Annotated in this window: 11 protein-coding genes and 1 riboswitch; of the genes, 3 read left to right on the top strand and 8 right to left on the bottom strand. The window is 69.4% G+C overall.

Annotated elements, in window-relative coordinates; translation table 11 throughout:
* Positions 1–79: 79 nt before the first annotated feature.
* Complete coding sequence (murJ, locus tag V6B97_RS09700; protein ID WP_333506307.1) at positions 80–1699, bottom strand: murein biosynthesis integral membrane protein MurJ; 1620 nt, start codon at positions 1697–1699, stop codon at positions 80–82.
* A gap of 281 nt (positions 1700–1980) precedes the next feature.
* Positions 1981–2101, top strand: a riboswitch (SAM riboswitch).
* A gap of 288 nt (positions 2102–2389) precedes the next feature.
* Between murJ and V6B97_RS09695 the strand changes: the two genes are divergently transcribed.
* Positions 2390–2656 (top strand): hypothetical protein, encoded by a 267-nt coding sequence (locus V6B97_RS09695; RefSeq protein WP_333506306.1) that lies wholly within the window; start codon positions 2390–2392, stop codon positions 2654–2656.
* 240 nt (positions 2657–2896) lie between these two features.
* On the opposite strand, the gene V6B97_RS09690 is transcribed toward V6B97_RS09695, so the two are convergent.
* From V6B97_RS09690 to V6B97_RS09670, 5 genes are all read right to left on the bottom strand, one after another.
* Positions 2897–3451, bottom strand: a complete 555-nt coding sequence (locus V6B97_RS09690) for an HAD family hydrolase (protein ID WP_333506304.1) — start codon at positions 3449–3451, stop codon at positions 2897–2899.
* Between the two features lie 165 nt (positions 3452–3616).
* Positions 3617–5263, bottom strand: coding sequence for a chaperonin GroEL (groL, locus tag V6B97_RS09685; protein WP_333506303.1), 1647 nt, complete (start codon positions 5261–5263; stop codon positions 3617–3619).
* Positions 5264–5307: 44 nt separating this feature from the next.
* Positions 5308–5595 (bottom strand): co-chaperone GroES, encoded by a 288-nt coding sequence (groES, locus tag V6B97_RS09680; protein WP_015946680.1) that lies wholly within the window; start codon positions 5593–5595, stop codon positions 5308–5310.
* Positions 5596–6133: 538 nt separating this feature from the next.
* Positions 6134–7540: a Na+/H+ antiporter NhaC family protein gene (locus tag V6B97_RS09675; RefSeq protein ID WP_333506302.1), complete on the bottom strand. Its 1407-nt coding sequence runs from the start codon at positions 7538–7540 to the stop codon at positions 6134–6136.
* Positions 7541–7716: 176 nt separating this feature from the next.
* Positions 7717–9717, bottom strand: coding sequence for an ATP-binding cassette domain-containing protein (locus V6B97_RS09670; protein WP_333506301.1), 2001 nt, complete (start codon positions 9715–9717; stop codon positions 7717–7719).
* Between the two features lie 494 nt (positions 9718–10211).
* Between V6B97_RS09670 and V6B97_RS09665 the strand changes: the two genes are divergently transcribed.
* Positions 10212–12017, top strand: a complete 1806-nt coding sequence (locus tag V6B97_RS09665; protein WP_333506300.1) for a methyl-accepting chemotaxis protein — start codon at positions 10212–10214, stop codon at positions 12015–12017.
* 114 nt (positions 12018–12131) lie between these two features.
* On the top strand, positions 12132–12539 hold the full coding sequence (locus tag V6B97_RS09660) for a hypothetical protein (RefSeq protein WP_333506299.1): 408 nt from the start codon (positions 12132–12134) through the stop codon (positions 12537–12539).
* Positions 12540–12875: 336 nt separating this feature from the next.
* Here the strand turns inward: V6B97_RS09660 and V6B97_RS09655 are convergent, their stop codons facing one another.
* Together V6B97_RS09655 and V6B97_RS09650 are read right to left on the bottom strand one after the other, a co-directional pair.
* Positions 12876–13367: a YajQ family cyclic di-GMP-binding protein gene (locus V6B97_RS09655; RefSeq protein ID WP_333506298.1), complete on the bottom strand. Its 492-nt coding sequence runs from the start codon at positions 13365–13367 to the stop codon at positions 12876–12878.
* A 200-nt stretch (positions 13368–13567) separates the two neighbouring features.
* Positions 13568–15061: a DEAD/DEAH box helicase gene (locus V6B97_RS09650; RefSeq protein WP_333506297.1), complete on the bottom strand. Its 1494-nt coding sequence runs from the start codon at positions 15059–15061 to the stop codon at positions 13568–13570.
* Positions 15062–15199: the final 138 nt, after the last annotated feature.

Raw genomic sequence — 15199 nt, 5'->3', positions numbered from 1 at the left:
GGCGCAAATGCGGCAGGGGCTTTTTCGTGGCGTGGCCTTGTGCGGCCGGGCCGTTCGGGAATGCGGAACGTCTCCCCCGTCAGTCGCCCTGCCGCCCGCTCGGCCTGCCCGTCACGCGGGCCAGCAGTGGGCGCAGACGGGACAGCACCGGTTCGGCCAGGTCCGGGACGAAACGGCGCGCCAGCAGCAGGTACGCAACGGCGAACACCGGGCCGCTGGCGGCCAGCGCCAGGAACGCGCCCCACACCTGCCCGGCCGGGGTGGCCGGGGCCAGCAGCGGCGCATACGCCAGCGCGGGCCATGCGGGCAGCGCGGCGGCCGCGCACAGCGCCACCGATTTCACGCCCCACCCGATGATGCCGGAAAGCCCGCCGCCGCCATGACGCCTGCGCCAGACAAGGGCCAGGGCCACGGTATATACGGCCACGGCCGCCGTGCCCGCCGCGGCCACGCCCAGGGTGCCCCGCGTCCCGGCGTGGCCCGCCAGCACGTACAGCGGCAGCGCGGCCAGGGTGGCCAGGGTGCCCACCACCGCCGGGGTCACCGTATCCTGATGGGCGTAGAAGGCCCGGCCCACCACCTGCTGCACGGCCCAGAAGGCCACGCCGCACAGCATCATCCGCAGCAGGGGCGCGGAGGCCAGCGTTTCGGCGGCGGAGAACCCGCCCCCCTGAAAGATCAGGCGCATGGTGGGTTCCGCCGCCAGCAACATCCACGCGGACAGGGGGATGATCACCGCCAGCGCGTTGCGCAGGGCCGTGGACAGGGTGGCGTCGAAGGCGTCGGCCTCGCCCCTGGCGGCCAGCGCGGCCAGGAACGGGTACGAGGCCACCCCGGCGGCCTGGGCCACCACGCCCACCGGCACCAGCATGATGCGCCGGGCGTAGTTCAGCAGGCTCACCGCGCCCTCGCCGGTCATGGAACCGAAGATGCGCACGAACTGCTCGTCCAGCACCACCACCGACTGGCCGATCATCAGCGGAAGGGCCAGCAGGGCGAAGCGGCGCACGCCGGGGTGGCGCAGCGCCGGGCGCAGCCGCACCCCGCCGCCGCGCGCGGCGGCCAGCAGCGGCAGCCCGAAGCTGCCCAGCGCGGCGCCCGCCAGCACGCCCCAGCAGAAGCCCTCCATGCCGCGCGCCGGGGCCAGCGCCCACGACAGCACGCCACCGCCGATGATGCACCCGTTGTACACCAGCGGCCCCAGGGCGGGCACCGCGAACTGGCGGCGCATGTACAACAGCGCGGTGACGCACGCCCCCGGCAGAAAGAACGCCTGCGCGGGCAGGATGATGCGCAGGAAGCGCACCAGCCGCGCCGTGGAAGGCGCGTCGAAGCCCGGCGCGGCCACGCGGGCCAGTTCCGGCGCGAACCACCACGCCACGCCGGTCAGCAGGCAGATGGCGATGGCGATCCACCAGAACGCGGCGGCGAAGAAGCGCCAGCCGTCCTCCGGGTCGCGCTCGAAGCGCTCCGACAGCAGGGGAATGAGGGTGATGGAGAAATACCCGCCCGCCAGCAGGTAGTTGATGAAGTCGGGCACCACGAAGGCGGCGAAGTAGACGTCCGCCTCCACCGTGGCGCCGAACAGGTAGGAGATGACCTTGTCGCGCACGAGGCCCATGAACCGCGACACGAAGACGCTGGCCGCCATGATCAGGGCGGCGGCGCCCATCTGCTGGGTGCGGGTGAACAGCTTCATGCGGCGGCGGGCTCTCCTGTGCTACGTGCGCGGTACGCAGGAACCACTACCCCATACCGCCCCGATTGACCATACGGAGAGGGGCGCGCACGGAGGCGACGAGCGCCCGGACAAAGGCGTTCGGAAGGCCGCCTGGCCGCGCAACCACATTTTTTTCAGCAGTGGTACTATACGAGACTACTTTTTATGCAAAGCAATGCGTTGAAAAATTTACTATACAAGTATTTCCTGATTTCCTGTTCATCCATTGACAACTGTGCACTCAACCGCTAGATATGCCCCATTCATGGAGAGAGGCGCGAGGGTACGGCCCTGTGACCGCCCGGCAACCTGCCCCGACGTGACGCCGTCGGTCGGGACAAGGTGCCAACACCGACCGTGTCGCGCACGGGATCATGATCGCGGGCTTGCGGCGTCGGCCTCTCCACGCGAGGGGCCTTTTTGTTTTGGGGGCATCGGCAGGCCGCTGGAGCCGTACGGTGCATGTGGGTGGATTTCAGGCCAATTGCGCACCCACAGAAAAAAAATGCAGCTAACAGGCCGTCGCGCCACGGGGGCCGCCGAAACACCCAGCCGGAACATCCGGCGGGCACGGCGGACAGCCCAAGGGCGCGCGGTGGTCCGCCGGCCCAGCCCCCGGCGGATTGACCACGCGGAGTCTGGACGGCTTCGCGGAAAAAGGGAGACACGATGAAGGATTTTCTGGAGAAGTTGCAGCCCGTTGGCGAGTGTGTGATCTACTACCTCTACCACAACGAGGACGAACCCATGCCCACCTGCTGGTCCGACCCGCTGGAGCTCATGGGTGACATGACTCGCCTGCAACTCACCGACGCACAGATGCGCGACCTGCGCGACATCGTGAGCGAGGAAATCCGCAGCGAAGGCCCCGAGGCGGTCTGGAAGGGGCGCACCCTGCGCAAGAACATCATCCATTCCTGCGGCTACCTGGTGTAGCCGGGCACCTTCGGAGGGCGCGTCCGGCAGCGCGCCCGGCCCGGACATGGTGCCTCGTCCCGGCCTTCACGCATCGGCCATCGAACACCGGCCACTCCCCCGCCCCGCGTGCCCGCGCGCCCCGGCGGACCACACGGCCAAACCCACTGACGGACCAGACAGCAGAACACAGCGCCCCCGACGGGAAACCGGCGGGGGCGTCGCATTGGGGCAAGGCAGGGACGGGGAGTCCGGCGGCGGCTACGCCTCGAACCCCAGCTCGGCCAGCAACCCCGGCAACTCCCGGAAGTCGCGCATGGTGCGCACGCGGGGGGCGGTGCGCGCCTCGCGCGCCCGGCCCCCCCGGTGATCATCGCGGGGCGGGTCGAACCAGATGCCGTACATCCCGGCTTGCGTGGCGCCCCACACGTCGCCGGTCCAGTCGTCTCCGATCATCACCACCCGGCGGGCGGGCAGGCCCAGGCCGCGCAGCACGTGAGCCCAGAACGGCGGCCAGGGCTTGGGCGCGCCCGCCGAGCGCCACGTGTACACCCCCGCCAGCAGCGGCCCCACACCCATGGGGGCAAGGGCCGCGCGGATGGGGTCCTCTTCCGACTCCGAGGCGTTGGAGGCCAGCGCCAGCCGCCAGCTTGCGGACAGCGCACGCAGCACGTCGCCCGCGTGGGGCATGGGTTCCTCGTCGGTCCAGCCGTGTTGCGGCCCCATCCAGCGGGGCATGACGCGCATCAGCGTGCCGCCCCAGTCCAGCAGCAGCGCCCTGTCGGGAATCCTGTCGGTATGCGTGGCCGTTGGCATGTTCACTCTCCTGCCCCGTGGTGCCCGTGCGCCGGGTCCGCGTCAAGTCGGAATGGCCCGCATCCGCGCCGCTCCCCCCTTTCACGCAAACGAAAAGGGCCGGAACCCGAAGGTTCCGGCCCACAGTCACGTGCGATGATGCGCGGGCCGTACCAGCCTTTCGGCCTAGTACATGCCGCCCATGCCGCCCATGCCACCCATGCCGCCGCCGGGCATGGGCATGTCCTTCTTGGGCTCGGGCTTTTCGGCCACGGCGCATTCGGTGGTCAGCAGCAGCGAGGCAACGGAGGCCGCGTTCTGCAGGGCGATGCGGGTGACCTTCTTGGGGTCGATGACACCGGCCTTGATCAGGTCTTCGAAGTCGCCGGAGGCGGCGTTGAAGCCGAAGCCGTCCTTGCCGTCGCGCACCTTCTCGACCACGATGGAACCTTCGTAGCCGGCGTTGGAGGCGATCTGGCGCAGCGGCTCCTCGATGGCGCGGCGGATGATGTTCACGCCCGCGGCTTCGTCGTCATCGGCGGGCTTCACGTCGTCCAGCACCTTGCAGATGCGGATGTAGGCGGTGCCGCCGCCGGGGACGATGCCTTCCTCCACCGCGGCGCGGGTGGCGTTCAGGGCGTCCTCGACGCGGTCCTTCTTTTCCTTCATTTCGGTTTCGGTGGCCGCGCCCACGTTGATGACGGCCACGCCGCCCACCAGCTTGGCCAGGCGTTCCTGAAGCTTTTCGCGGTCGTAGTCGGAGGTGGTTTCGTCGATCTGGGCGCGGATCTGCTTCACGCGCGCCTTGATGTCGTCGGACTTGCCCGCGCCATCCACGATGGTGGTGTTTTCCTTGTCGACCACCACGCGCTTGGCGGTGCCAAGATCGGCCACCGAGATGTTTTCGAGCTTCACGCCCATGTCTTCGGACACCACGGTGCCGCCGGTGAGGACGGCGATGTCCTGCAGCATGGCCTTGCGGCGGTCGCCGAAGCCGGGGGCCTTCACGGCCACCACCTGGAGGGTGCCGCGCAGCTTGTTGACCACCAGGGTGGCCAGGGCTTCGCCTTCCACGTCTTCGGCGATGATCACCAACGGACGGTTCATCTTGGCCACCTGTTCGAGAACGGGCAGCATGTCCTTCATGCTGGAGATCTTCTTCTCGTTGCAGAGAATGAAGGGCTCGTCGAGTTCGCAGACCATCTTTTCAGGATCGGTCACGAAATAGGGCGAGAGGTAGCCGCGGTCGAACTGCATGCCTTCGACCACTTCGAGGGTGGTTTCAAGACCCTTGGCTTCCTCGACGGTGATGACGCCTTCCTTGCCCACCTTGGCCATGGCCTCGGCGATGATGTTGCCGATGGTGGTGTCGGAGTTGGCGGAAATGGTGCCGATCTGGGCGATTTCCTTCTGGTCGCGGGTGGGCTTGGCCAGGGTGCCCAGTTCCTTGACCAGCTTTTCCACGGCCTTGTCGATGCCGCGCTTGATGGCCATGGGGTTGCGGCCGGCGGCCACCAGCTTCACGCCTTCGCGGTAGATGGCCTGGGCGAGGATGGTGGCGGTGGTGGTGCCGTCACCGGCGATGTCGCTGGTCTTGGAGGCGACTTCCTTCACCATCTGGGCGCCCATGTTCTCGAACTTGTCCTCGAGTTCGATCTCCTTGGCCACGGTCACGCCGTCCTTGGTGATGACCGGCGAGCCGAAAGACTTCTCGATGACCACGTTGCGGCCCTTGGGGCCCAGGGTCACCTTCACGGCGTTGGCGAGCTTGTCCACGCCGCGGGAAAGCTTTTCGCGGGCCTTGACGTCGAACAGGATTTCCTTGGAAGCCATTGTATTCATCCTCCTCGGGAGTATGTGCGTGAGTTCGCGGGGCGTTATTCGATGATGGCGAGAATGTCGTCTTCGCGCATGACGAGGTGCTCGACGCCGTCAAGCTTGATCTCGGTGCCGGCGTACTTGCTGAAGAGCACCGTGTCGCCCTTCTTGACGGTCATGGCGATGAGCTTGCCATCTTCCGCGACCTTGCCGGGACCGGCGGCGACGACTTCACCGCGCGAGGGCTTTTCCTTGGCGGTGTCGGGGATGAAGAGGCCGCCGGCGGTCTTCTCTTCGGATTCGAGGCGCTTCACCAGAACTCGGTCATTCAAAGGCTTCAGATTCATGACAACTAGTCCTCCAACTTTAGGTGATCGCTGTTTGTCCCGCCGCTGGCACTCGCGGGGTGCGAGTGCCAGTGACAAGGGCGGTCATCTCGCCGCGCGCCATGACCGTGTCACGCGCGCGCCCTCCCGCCGGGTGGCGGGGGGCGAAATTCGTCTCGCCCGATGTATCGTGGCTTTTCGGCAGATATCCGGTCCGAACATGAGAACAGGGAAACATGAAGTTCGGCCCGGCCGCCGGGTGTGGCTGCGCGCCCGCGTCCGCTGTCGCGGAGGCGGTGCATGGCAACCGCGTTGGATAATAAGGCAGGTTTACGGCTTGAAAAGGGGGACGTGTGCATTTTTTTACATTTTCTTCCCGCACCCTGCGAATTCAACGGGTTGCACGCGCCACTCCCGCCCCCGCCAACCCCGCGTGGGCATGCGCCCTCGCGCACGCCCTTGCGTACACCCGTGCGCCCTTTCCGGCAGGCTCGCCGCACCCGCCGAGAATGCGGCGTACCGGTCAGGCATACCGGTCAGGCATGCCGGGCGGCCCGCCTCAGGCCCCTGTTGTCCCGGCGCCTGCCGTGCGCGGGGCGCGCGGCAGCCCGGTGAGGATGGCCAGCACCCCGGCCGCGCCCAGCAGCAGGCAATAGTAGTTGGCCGACAGCACCGCCACGGGCGAGATGCCCGCGATGGACCCGGCCAGCAGCACCTGGGCCGCGTGCGGGGCCAGCCCCTGCACCACGCACGAGAAGATGTCCAGCAGGCTGGCGCTGCGGCGCGGGTCCACGCCGGAGGTGGCGGCGATCTCGCGCGCCATGCCCCCGGTCAGGATGATGGCCACGGTGTTGTTGGCGGTGCACAGGTCGGCCACGGCCACCAGCCCGGAAATGCCCGCCTCGCCGGTGCGGCTGGCTGCCCCGGCCCGGCCTCCCCGCCTGTCGGTGAACCGGCGCACGGCGGCCAGCAGCCAGGCCACTCCGCCGTGGTAGCGGATGAGTTCGCCAAGGCCGCCCATGAGCATGGACAGCACGAGAATCTCGTGCATGCCGGTGAAGCCCTTGTAGATGTCCTGGGCGAATTTCAGCGGAGTGTACCCGTCCACCACGGCCATGCCCACGCCGCCCGCCAGGGCGATGCCCGCGAACAGCACGGCGAACACGTTCATGCCCGCCAGCGCCATGACCAGGATGGCCACATAGGGCAGCACCGTGACCATCCGGTAGGCGCCGGGCGCGGCGGCGCGTCCCGCCTCGCCCGCCAGCCAGAGCACCGCCACGGCCACCAGCGCGGCGGGCAGCGCGATGGCGAAGTTCATGCGGAACTTGTCGCGCATGTCGCAGCCCTGGGTGCGCGTGGCCGCGATGGTGGTGTCGGAGATCATGGACAGGTTGTCGCCGAACATGGCGCCGCCCACCACCGCGCCCATGAGCAGCGCGGCGTCCATGCCGGTCTGGGCGGCCACGCCCGCCGCGATGGGTCCCACGGCGGCGATGGTGCCCATGGAGGTGCCCATGGCCGTGGCCACGAAGGCCGAAATGACGAACAGCCCCGGCAGCACCAGCCGCTGCGGCACCAGCGACAGCCCCAGGTTTACCGTGGATTCCACCCCGCCGATGGCCGATGCCACCGAGGCGAAGCCCCCCGCCAGCAGGTAGATGACGCACATGGTGACGATGTTGATCTCGCCCGCGCCGGACAGGAAGACGTTGACCCGCCGGGTCAGCCCGCCGGGACGGGCCGCCGTGGCCGGGTCCTTCTCGCGCAGGGCCAGGGCCAGGGCGATGGCGGGCAGAATGGCCACCGTGGGAGACAGCTGGTAGAAGGCCATCTCCGTTCCGGCGGCTCCAAGGGCCAGCCCCGTGCCGATGAACAGCGCCAGGAACAGGCCCAGCGGCAGCAGGGCCACGGGGTTGGGGACGGGGTGACGCGAGTGGTCTGGAGCGTGTGCGGTCTGGGACATGGCGATATCCTTGCGGGCCCGCGGATGCGGGACCGGTGCATGCATGTTCTTGCGTGTGAGGGAAAGCCGCCGCGCGGGCATGCTGCCCGCAGCGGCGAACCGTGCAGATAGGAACGGGGACGCCGCATGTCCAGACGGACCGGCGCGGGCGTCCCCGAAATATCACGCCGCGCCGTCTATTCGCGGAACCGCGCCAACTCCGCGACGCGCGCCTCCACCACTTCCCAGCGCTCCAGCAGGGCGGTCTGTTCGCTTTCCAGCGCGGTGACCCGCGCGGCGGCGGCGTTGAAGCCCTCCGGATCGGTGGTGAAGAAGTCCGGCTCGGCGAGGCGCGCCTCCAGCGTGGCCTGCTCGCGCTCCAGCGCGTCGAGGTTGCCGGGCAGGGCCGCCAGTTCATCGCGCAGCCCGGCCAGTTCGCGCTGCTCCTTGAAGGTCAGCTTGCGTGTCTGGCCATTGCCGGGGCCATTGCCCGGACCATTGTTCGGACTGGCGGCGCTGGCGAGGCGTTCGGCGTCAGCCTGCCCGTTCCCGCGGGGGGCGACGCCGTTCCCGGCGGCGTCTCTCCCGGCGACATCGGGCACGGGCTTCGGGCGCTGGCGCAGCCAGTCGGTGTAGCCGCCCACGTACTCGCGCACGTTGCCGTCGTCGTCGAAGGCCAGGGTGCTGGTCACCACGTCGTCCAGGAAGGACCGGTCGTGGCTCACCAGCAGCACGGTGCCCTGATATTCTGCCAGCAGTTCTTCCAGCAGTTCCAGCGTTTCCACGTCCAGGTCGTTGGTGGGTTCGTCCAGCACCAGCACGTTGGAGGGCCGGGTGAACAGCTTGGCCAGCAGCAGGCGGTTGCGCTCGCCGCCGGACAGCACCCTGGCGGGCAGGCGCAGCCGGTCCGGCTCGAACAGGAAGTCGCGCAGGTACCCGGCCACGTGGCGGCGGTTGCCGTTGACCTCTATGGTGTCCGCGCCCTCGGCCACGTTGTCCATGACCGACTTCTCGCCGTCCAGGGCCGAGCGCAACTGATCGAAATAGGCGATCTCCAGCCGGGTGCCGTGGCGTATCTCGCCGGAATGGGGGGTAAGCTGGCCCAGCAGCAGGCGCAGCAGGGTGGTCTTGCCCGAGCCGTTGGGGCCGATCAGCCCCACCCGGTCGCCCCGCTGGATGAGCGCGGAAAAGTCGCGCAGCACCGACTTGGCGTTCTCGTGGGCGAAGCACACGTTGCGGGCCTCGATGACCAGCTTGCCGGAGCGTTCCGCCTCCTGCGCCAGCATGGCCACCCCGCCCTGCCGTTCGCGCCGTCGGGCGCGTTCCTCGCGCAGGGCGCGCAGGGCGCGCACCCGGCCCATGTTGCGCGTGCGCCGGGCCTTGATGCCCTGGCGCACCCAGGCCTCTTCCTGGGCCAGCTTCTTGTCGAACAGGGCGAACTGGCGTTCCTCGTTCTCCAGCCGGGCCTCGCGCTGCTCCTGGTACTGGTCGTACCCGCAGGCGTAGGAATGCAGCCGCCCCCGGTCCACCTCCACGATGCGGGTGGCCAGACGGCGCACGAAGGCCCGGTCGTGCGAGACGAACACCAGCGTGCGCGCGCGGCGCATCAGGTAGTCTTCCAGCCAGGCGATGGTGTCGATGTCGATGTGGTTGGTGGGCTCGTCCAGCAAAAGGTCCTGCGAGGCGACCAGCGCCCGGGCCAGCAGCACCCGGCGCTTGCGCCCGCCGGACAGGGTGGCGAACTCGCGCTCCGGGTCCAGGCGCAGGTGGTTGCACACGGACAGCACGTCGCCGTAGCGCTCCCACCCTTCGCCGGTTTCCAGCGCGCGGCGCGCGGCGGCCAGGGCGGCCTCGTCCACGGGGCGGCCCGCCTCGCGCGCGGCCTCCAGCACGTGGAAGGCGGCCAACGCCTCGCCCTCGGGGCCGAGGCCCCCGGCCACGATGCCGAACACCGGGCCGGAAAGCTCCTCCGGCACTTCCTGCGGCATGCAGCCGAAGCGCGTGCCCGGCGCGCGCACCACCTCGCCCGCGTCGGGGCGCACGTCCCCGGCCATGAGCCGCAGCAGCGTCGATTTGCCCGCCCCGTTGCGCCCCACGAGGCAGATGCGCTCGCCCTGCTCCACGTGCAGGGTGGCCCCGTCCAGCAGTCTGCCGGTGCCGAGGTTGAGCGTGACGTCCTGTATGCCGAGCAGTGCCATGTGCATATCCCGCCAACAATATTCGGTTACCTGAAAAAAACGCGAAAAAATATCCGCCAGACCGCATGACCATGCGAAAAAACACGCCATACAGGCAAATGTCGCGTTCAATCAATCAGTTTAGCGTGCAACCGCCCCTCGGGCAAGCCGGACGAAAAAAGTCCACAAAACGCCACGATACCGGAGCGTTACTATAATGAAGCCACGACGGTACGTAAGTATGTGCTAACATTGACATGTATGTACAGCAAAGGATAGACGCAGCACTATTGCCGCATCAAGCGCCATGGGAATTGGCGCACACGCCACAATCCCTCGGGGTACACATGCGTCACGTCTCGCCACAAACACTGTCCTGTGCCGTGGGCACCGGCCTTCTCGCCGCCGGTGCGGCCGCCCTCTCGCCCCTTCTTTCGGGCACGTTTTCCGTATCGCACGGCATTGCCACAGTGCTCGTCGCGTGCATTGCGGCAGCAGGCGCGCTGCTGTGCCGCATGCGCGGACAGATCGCAGACGCGCGCCTGCTGCACGATGCCGCGCTGAAGGGCGCCAACGCATCAGGTACGAACGTGCAGGGTGCGGACGCGCCCGCCGCCTTGGCCGAGGCCGCCAGCGCCATCGCCGCCCTGCGCAACGAGGCGTTGCGCAACGCCGCCGCCGGGCAGGCCATCCTGGAAGCCCTGGATGGTCTGGACGCCACGGATGCCACGGACGCCACGGGTGCCATGGACGGGGCCATACCTTACGTGCTGCTGGACGCCCAAGGCATGGTCGCCTGCGCCTCCCCGGCCCTGCTGGCCCTGCTCGACGCAGGCGCAACGCCGCCCGCCCTGCCCGCCTCCCTCGAAACGCTGGGCCTGCGCCCCGCCCCCGCCGACGCCAAGGGGGCGGAACTGCTGCGCCAGGCCCGCGAGGGCCGCGCCGCCGCCGGCGAACTGGCCATCCCGCTGGCCTGCGGGGCGCCCGGCGCCGGCACGGCCGCGAACACATCCGGCGTACCCTGCCTGATTCATCTTTCCCTGGCCGCCCGGCCCATCACCGACACGGCGGGCCGCCTGCACGGCAGCTTCGTGCTGCTGCGCGACATGACCCGGCTGCGCGCCGCGCAGTGTACCCTGGCCAGCACCTCGTCGCGCATCGAACGCTTTGCCGCCACCTCCATGTCGGCGGCGGACGAGGTGAGCCGCGCCGCCGAAGACCTGGCCACCCTGATCCAGGAAGCCAACGCGGGCGCGGGCAGCCAGCAGGAACGCACGGCCGAGACCGCCACGGCCATGGAAGAGATGAACGCCACGGTCGTCGAGGTGGCCCGCAACGCGGCCCACGCCGCCGACCAGGCCGCCGAAACCCGCCGCCGCAGCGTGGACGGCGCGCGGCAGGTGAACGAACTGGTGGCCCACATCGACGGGGTGGAGCGCGTCATCGGGCAACTGGCCGAGCGCGTGGGCGCGCTGGACGCGCAGGCCGGCAACATCGGCCAGGTGATGAACGTGATCAGCGACATCGCCGACCAGACCAACCTGCTGGCGCTTAACGCGGCCATCGAGGCGGCCCGCGCCGGGGACGCCGGGCGCGGCTTCGCCGTCGTCGCCGACGAGGTGCGCAAGCTGGCCGAAAAGACCATGAACGCCACCCGCGAGGTGAGCGAGGTGATCACCGGCATCCAGCAGAGTTCGCGCGCCGCCGCCCGCGAGATGGACGGGGCCCGCGCCGCCGTCAACGAGGCGGCCCGCCGCGCGCAGGATTCCGGCGCCGCGCTGTCGGAAATCCTGACCCTTACCGACAACACCAGCATCCAGGTGCAGTCCATCGCCACCGCCGCCGAGCAGCAGTCGGCCACCTCTGCCGAGATCAACCGCGCGGTGGAGGCCATCACCGGCATTGCCGGGCGCACCATGGAAATGATGAACCACGCCGCACAGGACATCTTCAGCCTGGCCGGGCGGTCCAGCGACCTTTCACGCACGGTGTCGCGCATCACGACGGACGATGCGGACCACACGGCCGCCACGGAAGGCAAGGCCGTGCCCTGCTGGGAATTCAAGAAATGCGGCCGCGAAAAGGGCGGCGCCAAGGAAAAGGAAATGGGGATCTGCCCCGCCTGGCCCAACCACGGCTTCAGCTGTGCCGGGGTTACCGGCACCTTCTGCGGCGGCCAGGTACAGGAAACCTTCGCCAAGAAGATCGGCAACTGCGCCAAGTGCGACTTCTTCAAGAGCGCTTCCTACCGGCGCGACGCCCACGATACCCAGATGTCCGGCACCGCCGCCAAGGCCCGCCCGCTGGAACTGCGGCGCTGAGCCCACGCGGCGGCGGCTTTCCCCGGACGGCACGGACCGCACGGACGCGCCACGGCCCCACGCTTGCGCCCCGGCCTTCACAAGGGTACTAGGGCTATACAGGAGGTGCCATCCATGCCCGCCACCGAACCCGACGCCCGCAAGGGGCGCGAAGCCCTTGGACACTGGCTTGACGAAATGGCCGCCACCGTGCGCGACATCGAACGCGAGGCCGAACAGGCGCTGCACAGGAACGAGGACCAGGACGCCTACCGCGACCTGATGCGCCGCAAGGCGCAACTGCTGACCTCGCTGCCCGACCGCGCCCGCGACCTGCTGCCCCAGTTCGAGGGGCGCGAGCGCGACGCCATCGCCGACCGGCTGTCCCGCTTCGCCTCCAGCGCATCCAACGCCTTGCGCATCGACTCCGTGTTCTACATGTCCGCCCTGCTCTACCCGGAAGACCATACCCCAGGTCAGCCCAACGACCTGGAAACCTTCGCCGCCGCCGTGCGCGAAGGGCGCATCGGGCAGGCCGGATAAGCCGGACAGGCCGGACAGGAGAAACCGGAGCGGACACGCCGCGCACATCCCATCCGGCAATAGCTACGCATCAACAACAACCGCCCGGATACGTTGCGTATCCGGGCGGTTGTTTGTGTTTCTCTTCTCCCCCACTCTACCTCCGCCCTTGCACCGGGCGGGGCGAGGGGGCGTCCTGCGATGGCGAAACGCGGCGGCGGCCCCGAAGGCAAGGCGCGGTGCGCTACGGCGACGACGGCGTAGCAGCGCTACGTCGAGGAAGCCGTGGCGTGCCGCAACGCAGCCAGCGGGGAATGCCGCCGCGTTGCAGCCGCAGGGCGCGCCCGAGCACCGCCCCTAGGACTTCATGTTGACGAACTGAAGGGGAATGCCCAACTCCTCCCCCCGCAGCAACTGGATGACTTCCTGAAGGTCGTCGATCTTCTTGCCGGTGACGCGCACCTGGTCATCCTGGATGGCGGCCTGGACCTTCAGCTTCGCGTCCTTGATCTTCTTGACGATCTTCTGGGCCACGTCCTTGGCGATACCTTCGCGGATGACCACGTCGCGTTTCACCTGGCCCTTGGACGTGGGTTCGATGTCCTTGAACTCAAGACACTTGGGATCGACCTTGCGGCGGATGCAGTGGGATTGCAGCATATCCTGCAGGGCGCGCATCTTCATTTCGTCGCCCGCCAGCAGGTGGATGCGCTTGTCGCCGCGATGCAGTTCGATTTCGGTGACGGAATTGCGGAAGTCGTAGCGGGTTTCCACTTCCTTCTTCACGTTGTTCACGGCGTTGTCGAGTTCCTGCATCTCGACCTTGTTGACCACGTCGAACGAGGGCATGCGAACCTCCGGATGCGTCGTGCCGTGGGGCACGCGGATTGAAAAGTGTCCTGCGGACGGGCCGGACTGGACAGGGCCGGGGGAGGGCGTGGCTGCGCCCGCATGGGACACAGGATGTAGCAAAGGGAGCGTCTTGGTTCAAGCCGGTACGGGACGCCGGACCACGGGACGGGATGGGGCGGCCGGGCCGGGGCCGGTGGTCAGCTTGCGGATTCGGGGCCGGAACCGCCGGAGGGGCCGCGTCCGGGCTTGCCGCGCGGCTCCTGCGGCTGCGGCGCGCTGCCGGGCGCGGCCGGGGGCACGGCATGGCGGGCCGGGCGCGGCCGCGTCGGCTTGCGCGGCGGCTCCGGGGCCTCTGCCGGTTGCAGTTGCGGCTTGCGGCCGCCGGGCAGGCGGGCCTGCCGTGGCGGCAGCGCGGGGCGCGCCCCTTCCGGACTGCGCGCGGCCGCGCCGTAGTCGAACCCCTCGAAGCGGCAGCGGGTCACCGGGCCGCCCAGGGCGCGCTCGATGTGGCGCACCGCCGCCTCGTCGCCGGGGGCCACCAGGGTCATGGCCGTGCCCGCGCGGGCGGCGCGGCCGGTACGCCCGATGCGATGGATGTAGACATCGGCTGTGGCGGGCACGTCGTAGTTCACCACGTGGGTCACCCGCGAAATGTCCAGCCCGCGCGCGGCCACGTCGGTGGCCACCAGCACGGCGTAGCGCCCGGTGCGGAACCCGTCCAGCGTGGCCTGGCGCCGCCGCTGCGAAAGCTTGCCCTGCAGGCAGCCCACGCGCAGTCCCGTGGAGGCCAGTTGCTGCCACAGGCGGCGCGCCCCGTGCCGGGTGCGCACGAACACCAGCACCGCGCCCGCCAAGGGGTCGTCCTCGATGCCGTCCCCGATGCCGTCATCGATGTCGCCCGGCATGTCGGGCGCGTCAGACAGATCGGGCAAATCGGGCAGATCGGGCGCGACAGCATGTCCGGGCTCGCCGGGCAGCAGCCGGGCACGCAGGATGGCCTTCAGCAGCGGGGTCTTGAGGTGGGCGGGCACCGGGTACAGGGCGTGGTCCACGGTGGCGGCCGGGGCTTGCGCGTCCACGCTGACGGTCACGGGGTCGCGCAGGGCCTCGCCCGCCAGGCCGCGCACGGCCTCTGGCAGGGTGGCGGAAAACAGCATGCGCTGGCAGGCGGCGGGCACAACGGCCAGCAGTTCGCGCACGTCGGCCAGAAAGCCCAGTTCGAACAGCGAATCGCCCTCGTCCAGCACCAGCACGTCCAGGGCGGCAAGGTCCAGGTTGCCGCGCCGCAGGTGGTCCAGCAGGCGGCCGGGGCAGGCCACCACTATCTCGATTCCGGTGCGCAGCCGCAGGGCCTGCGGCATGATGCCCACCCCGCCGTAGATGGTGGCGGAGCGCAGGCGGGTCATGGAGCCCAGCCGCCGGATGTGGTCGTGGATCTGCTCCGCCAGTTCGCGCGTGGGGGCCACCACCAGCGCCCGCACCTGCCCGCGCGGACCTTCCAGCAGGCGTTGCAGCAGCGGCAGCGCGTAGGCGGCGGTCTTGCCCGTGCCCGTGGCGGCCAGGGCCAGCACGTCGCGCCCGGACAGCGCGGCGGGAATGGCCCGGCGCTGCACGGGGGTGGGCAGGTGGTAGCCCATGCTTTCCACCCCGGCCAGCAGGCGGGCGTCGAGGGGCAGTTCGGCGAAGGTCACGGCGGGAATGCTCCGGAATGGCCGGGGGCCGGGCTGGCGGACGCGGGATGCGGGACAACGGCGCGGGGTGATACTACGTTGCCCCGGCGGCCGTGGCAATGCCGGGGAACGGCCGGACGCCGTGTCCGCCTGCCGGCC

Origin of the sequence: Nitratidesulfovibrio sp. 1201_IL3209 (assembly GCF_036763125.1) — a bacterium.
In the GTDB taxonomy this organism is placed as follows: Bacteria; Desulfobacterota; Desulfovibrionia; order Desulfovibrionales; family Desulfovibrionaceae; genus Cupidesulfovibrio.
This window is presented reverse-complemented; position numbering and strand designations above follow the sequence as displayed.

Excerpts from the sequence above, each read along its gene's own strand:
- V6B97_RS09665 (WP_333506300.1), top strand. The coding sequence starts at position 10,212 with ATGCGCGGACAGATCGCAGACGCGCGCCTGCTGCACGATGCCGCGCTG.
- V6B97_RS09695 (WP_333506306.1), top strand. The coding sequence starts at position 2,390 with ATGAAGGATTTTCTGGAGAAGTTGCAGCCCGTTGGCGAGTGTGTGATC.
- murJ (WP_333506307.1), bottom strand. The coding sequence starts at position 1,699 with ATGAAGCTGTTCACCCGCACCCAGCAGATGGGCGCCGCCGCCCTGATC.
- V6B97_RS09670 (WP_333506301.1), bottom strand. The coding sequence starts at position 9,717 with ATGGCACTGCTCGGCATACAGGACGTCACGCTCAACCTCGGCACCGGC.
- groES (WP_015946680.1), bottom strand. The coding sequence starts at position 5,595 with ATGAATCTGAAGCCTTTGAATGACCGAGTTCTGGTGAAGCGCCTCGAA.
- V6B97_RS09655 (WP_333506298.1), bottom strand. The coding sequence starts at position 13,367 with ATGCCCTCGTTCGACGTGGTCAACAAGGTCGAGATGCAGGAACTCGAC.
- groL (WP_333506303.1), bottom strand. The coding sequence starts at position 5,263 with ATGGCTTCCAAGGAAATCCTGTTCGACGTCAAGGCCCGCGAAAAGCTT.
- V6B97_RS09690 (WP_333506304.1), bottom strand. The coding sequence starts at position 3,451 with ATGCCAACGGCCACGCATACCGACAGGATTCCCGACAGGGCGCTGCTG.
- V6B97_RS09660 (WP_333506299.1), top strand. The coding sequence starts at position 12,132 with ATGCCCGCCACCGAACCCGACGCCCGCAAGGGGCGCGAAGCCCTTGGA.
- V6B97_RS09675 (WP_333506302.1), bottom strand. The coding sequence starts at position 7,540 with ATGTCCCAGACCGCACACGCTCCAGACCACTCGCGTCACCCCGTCCCC.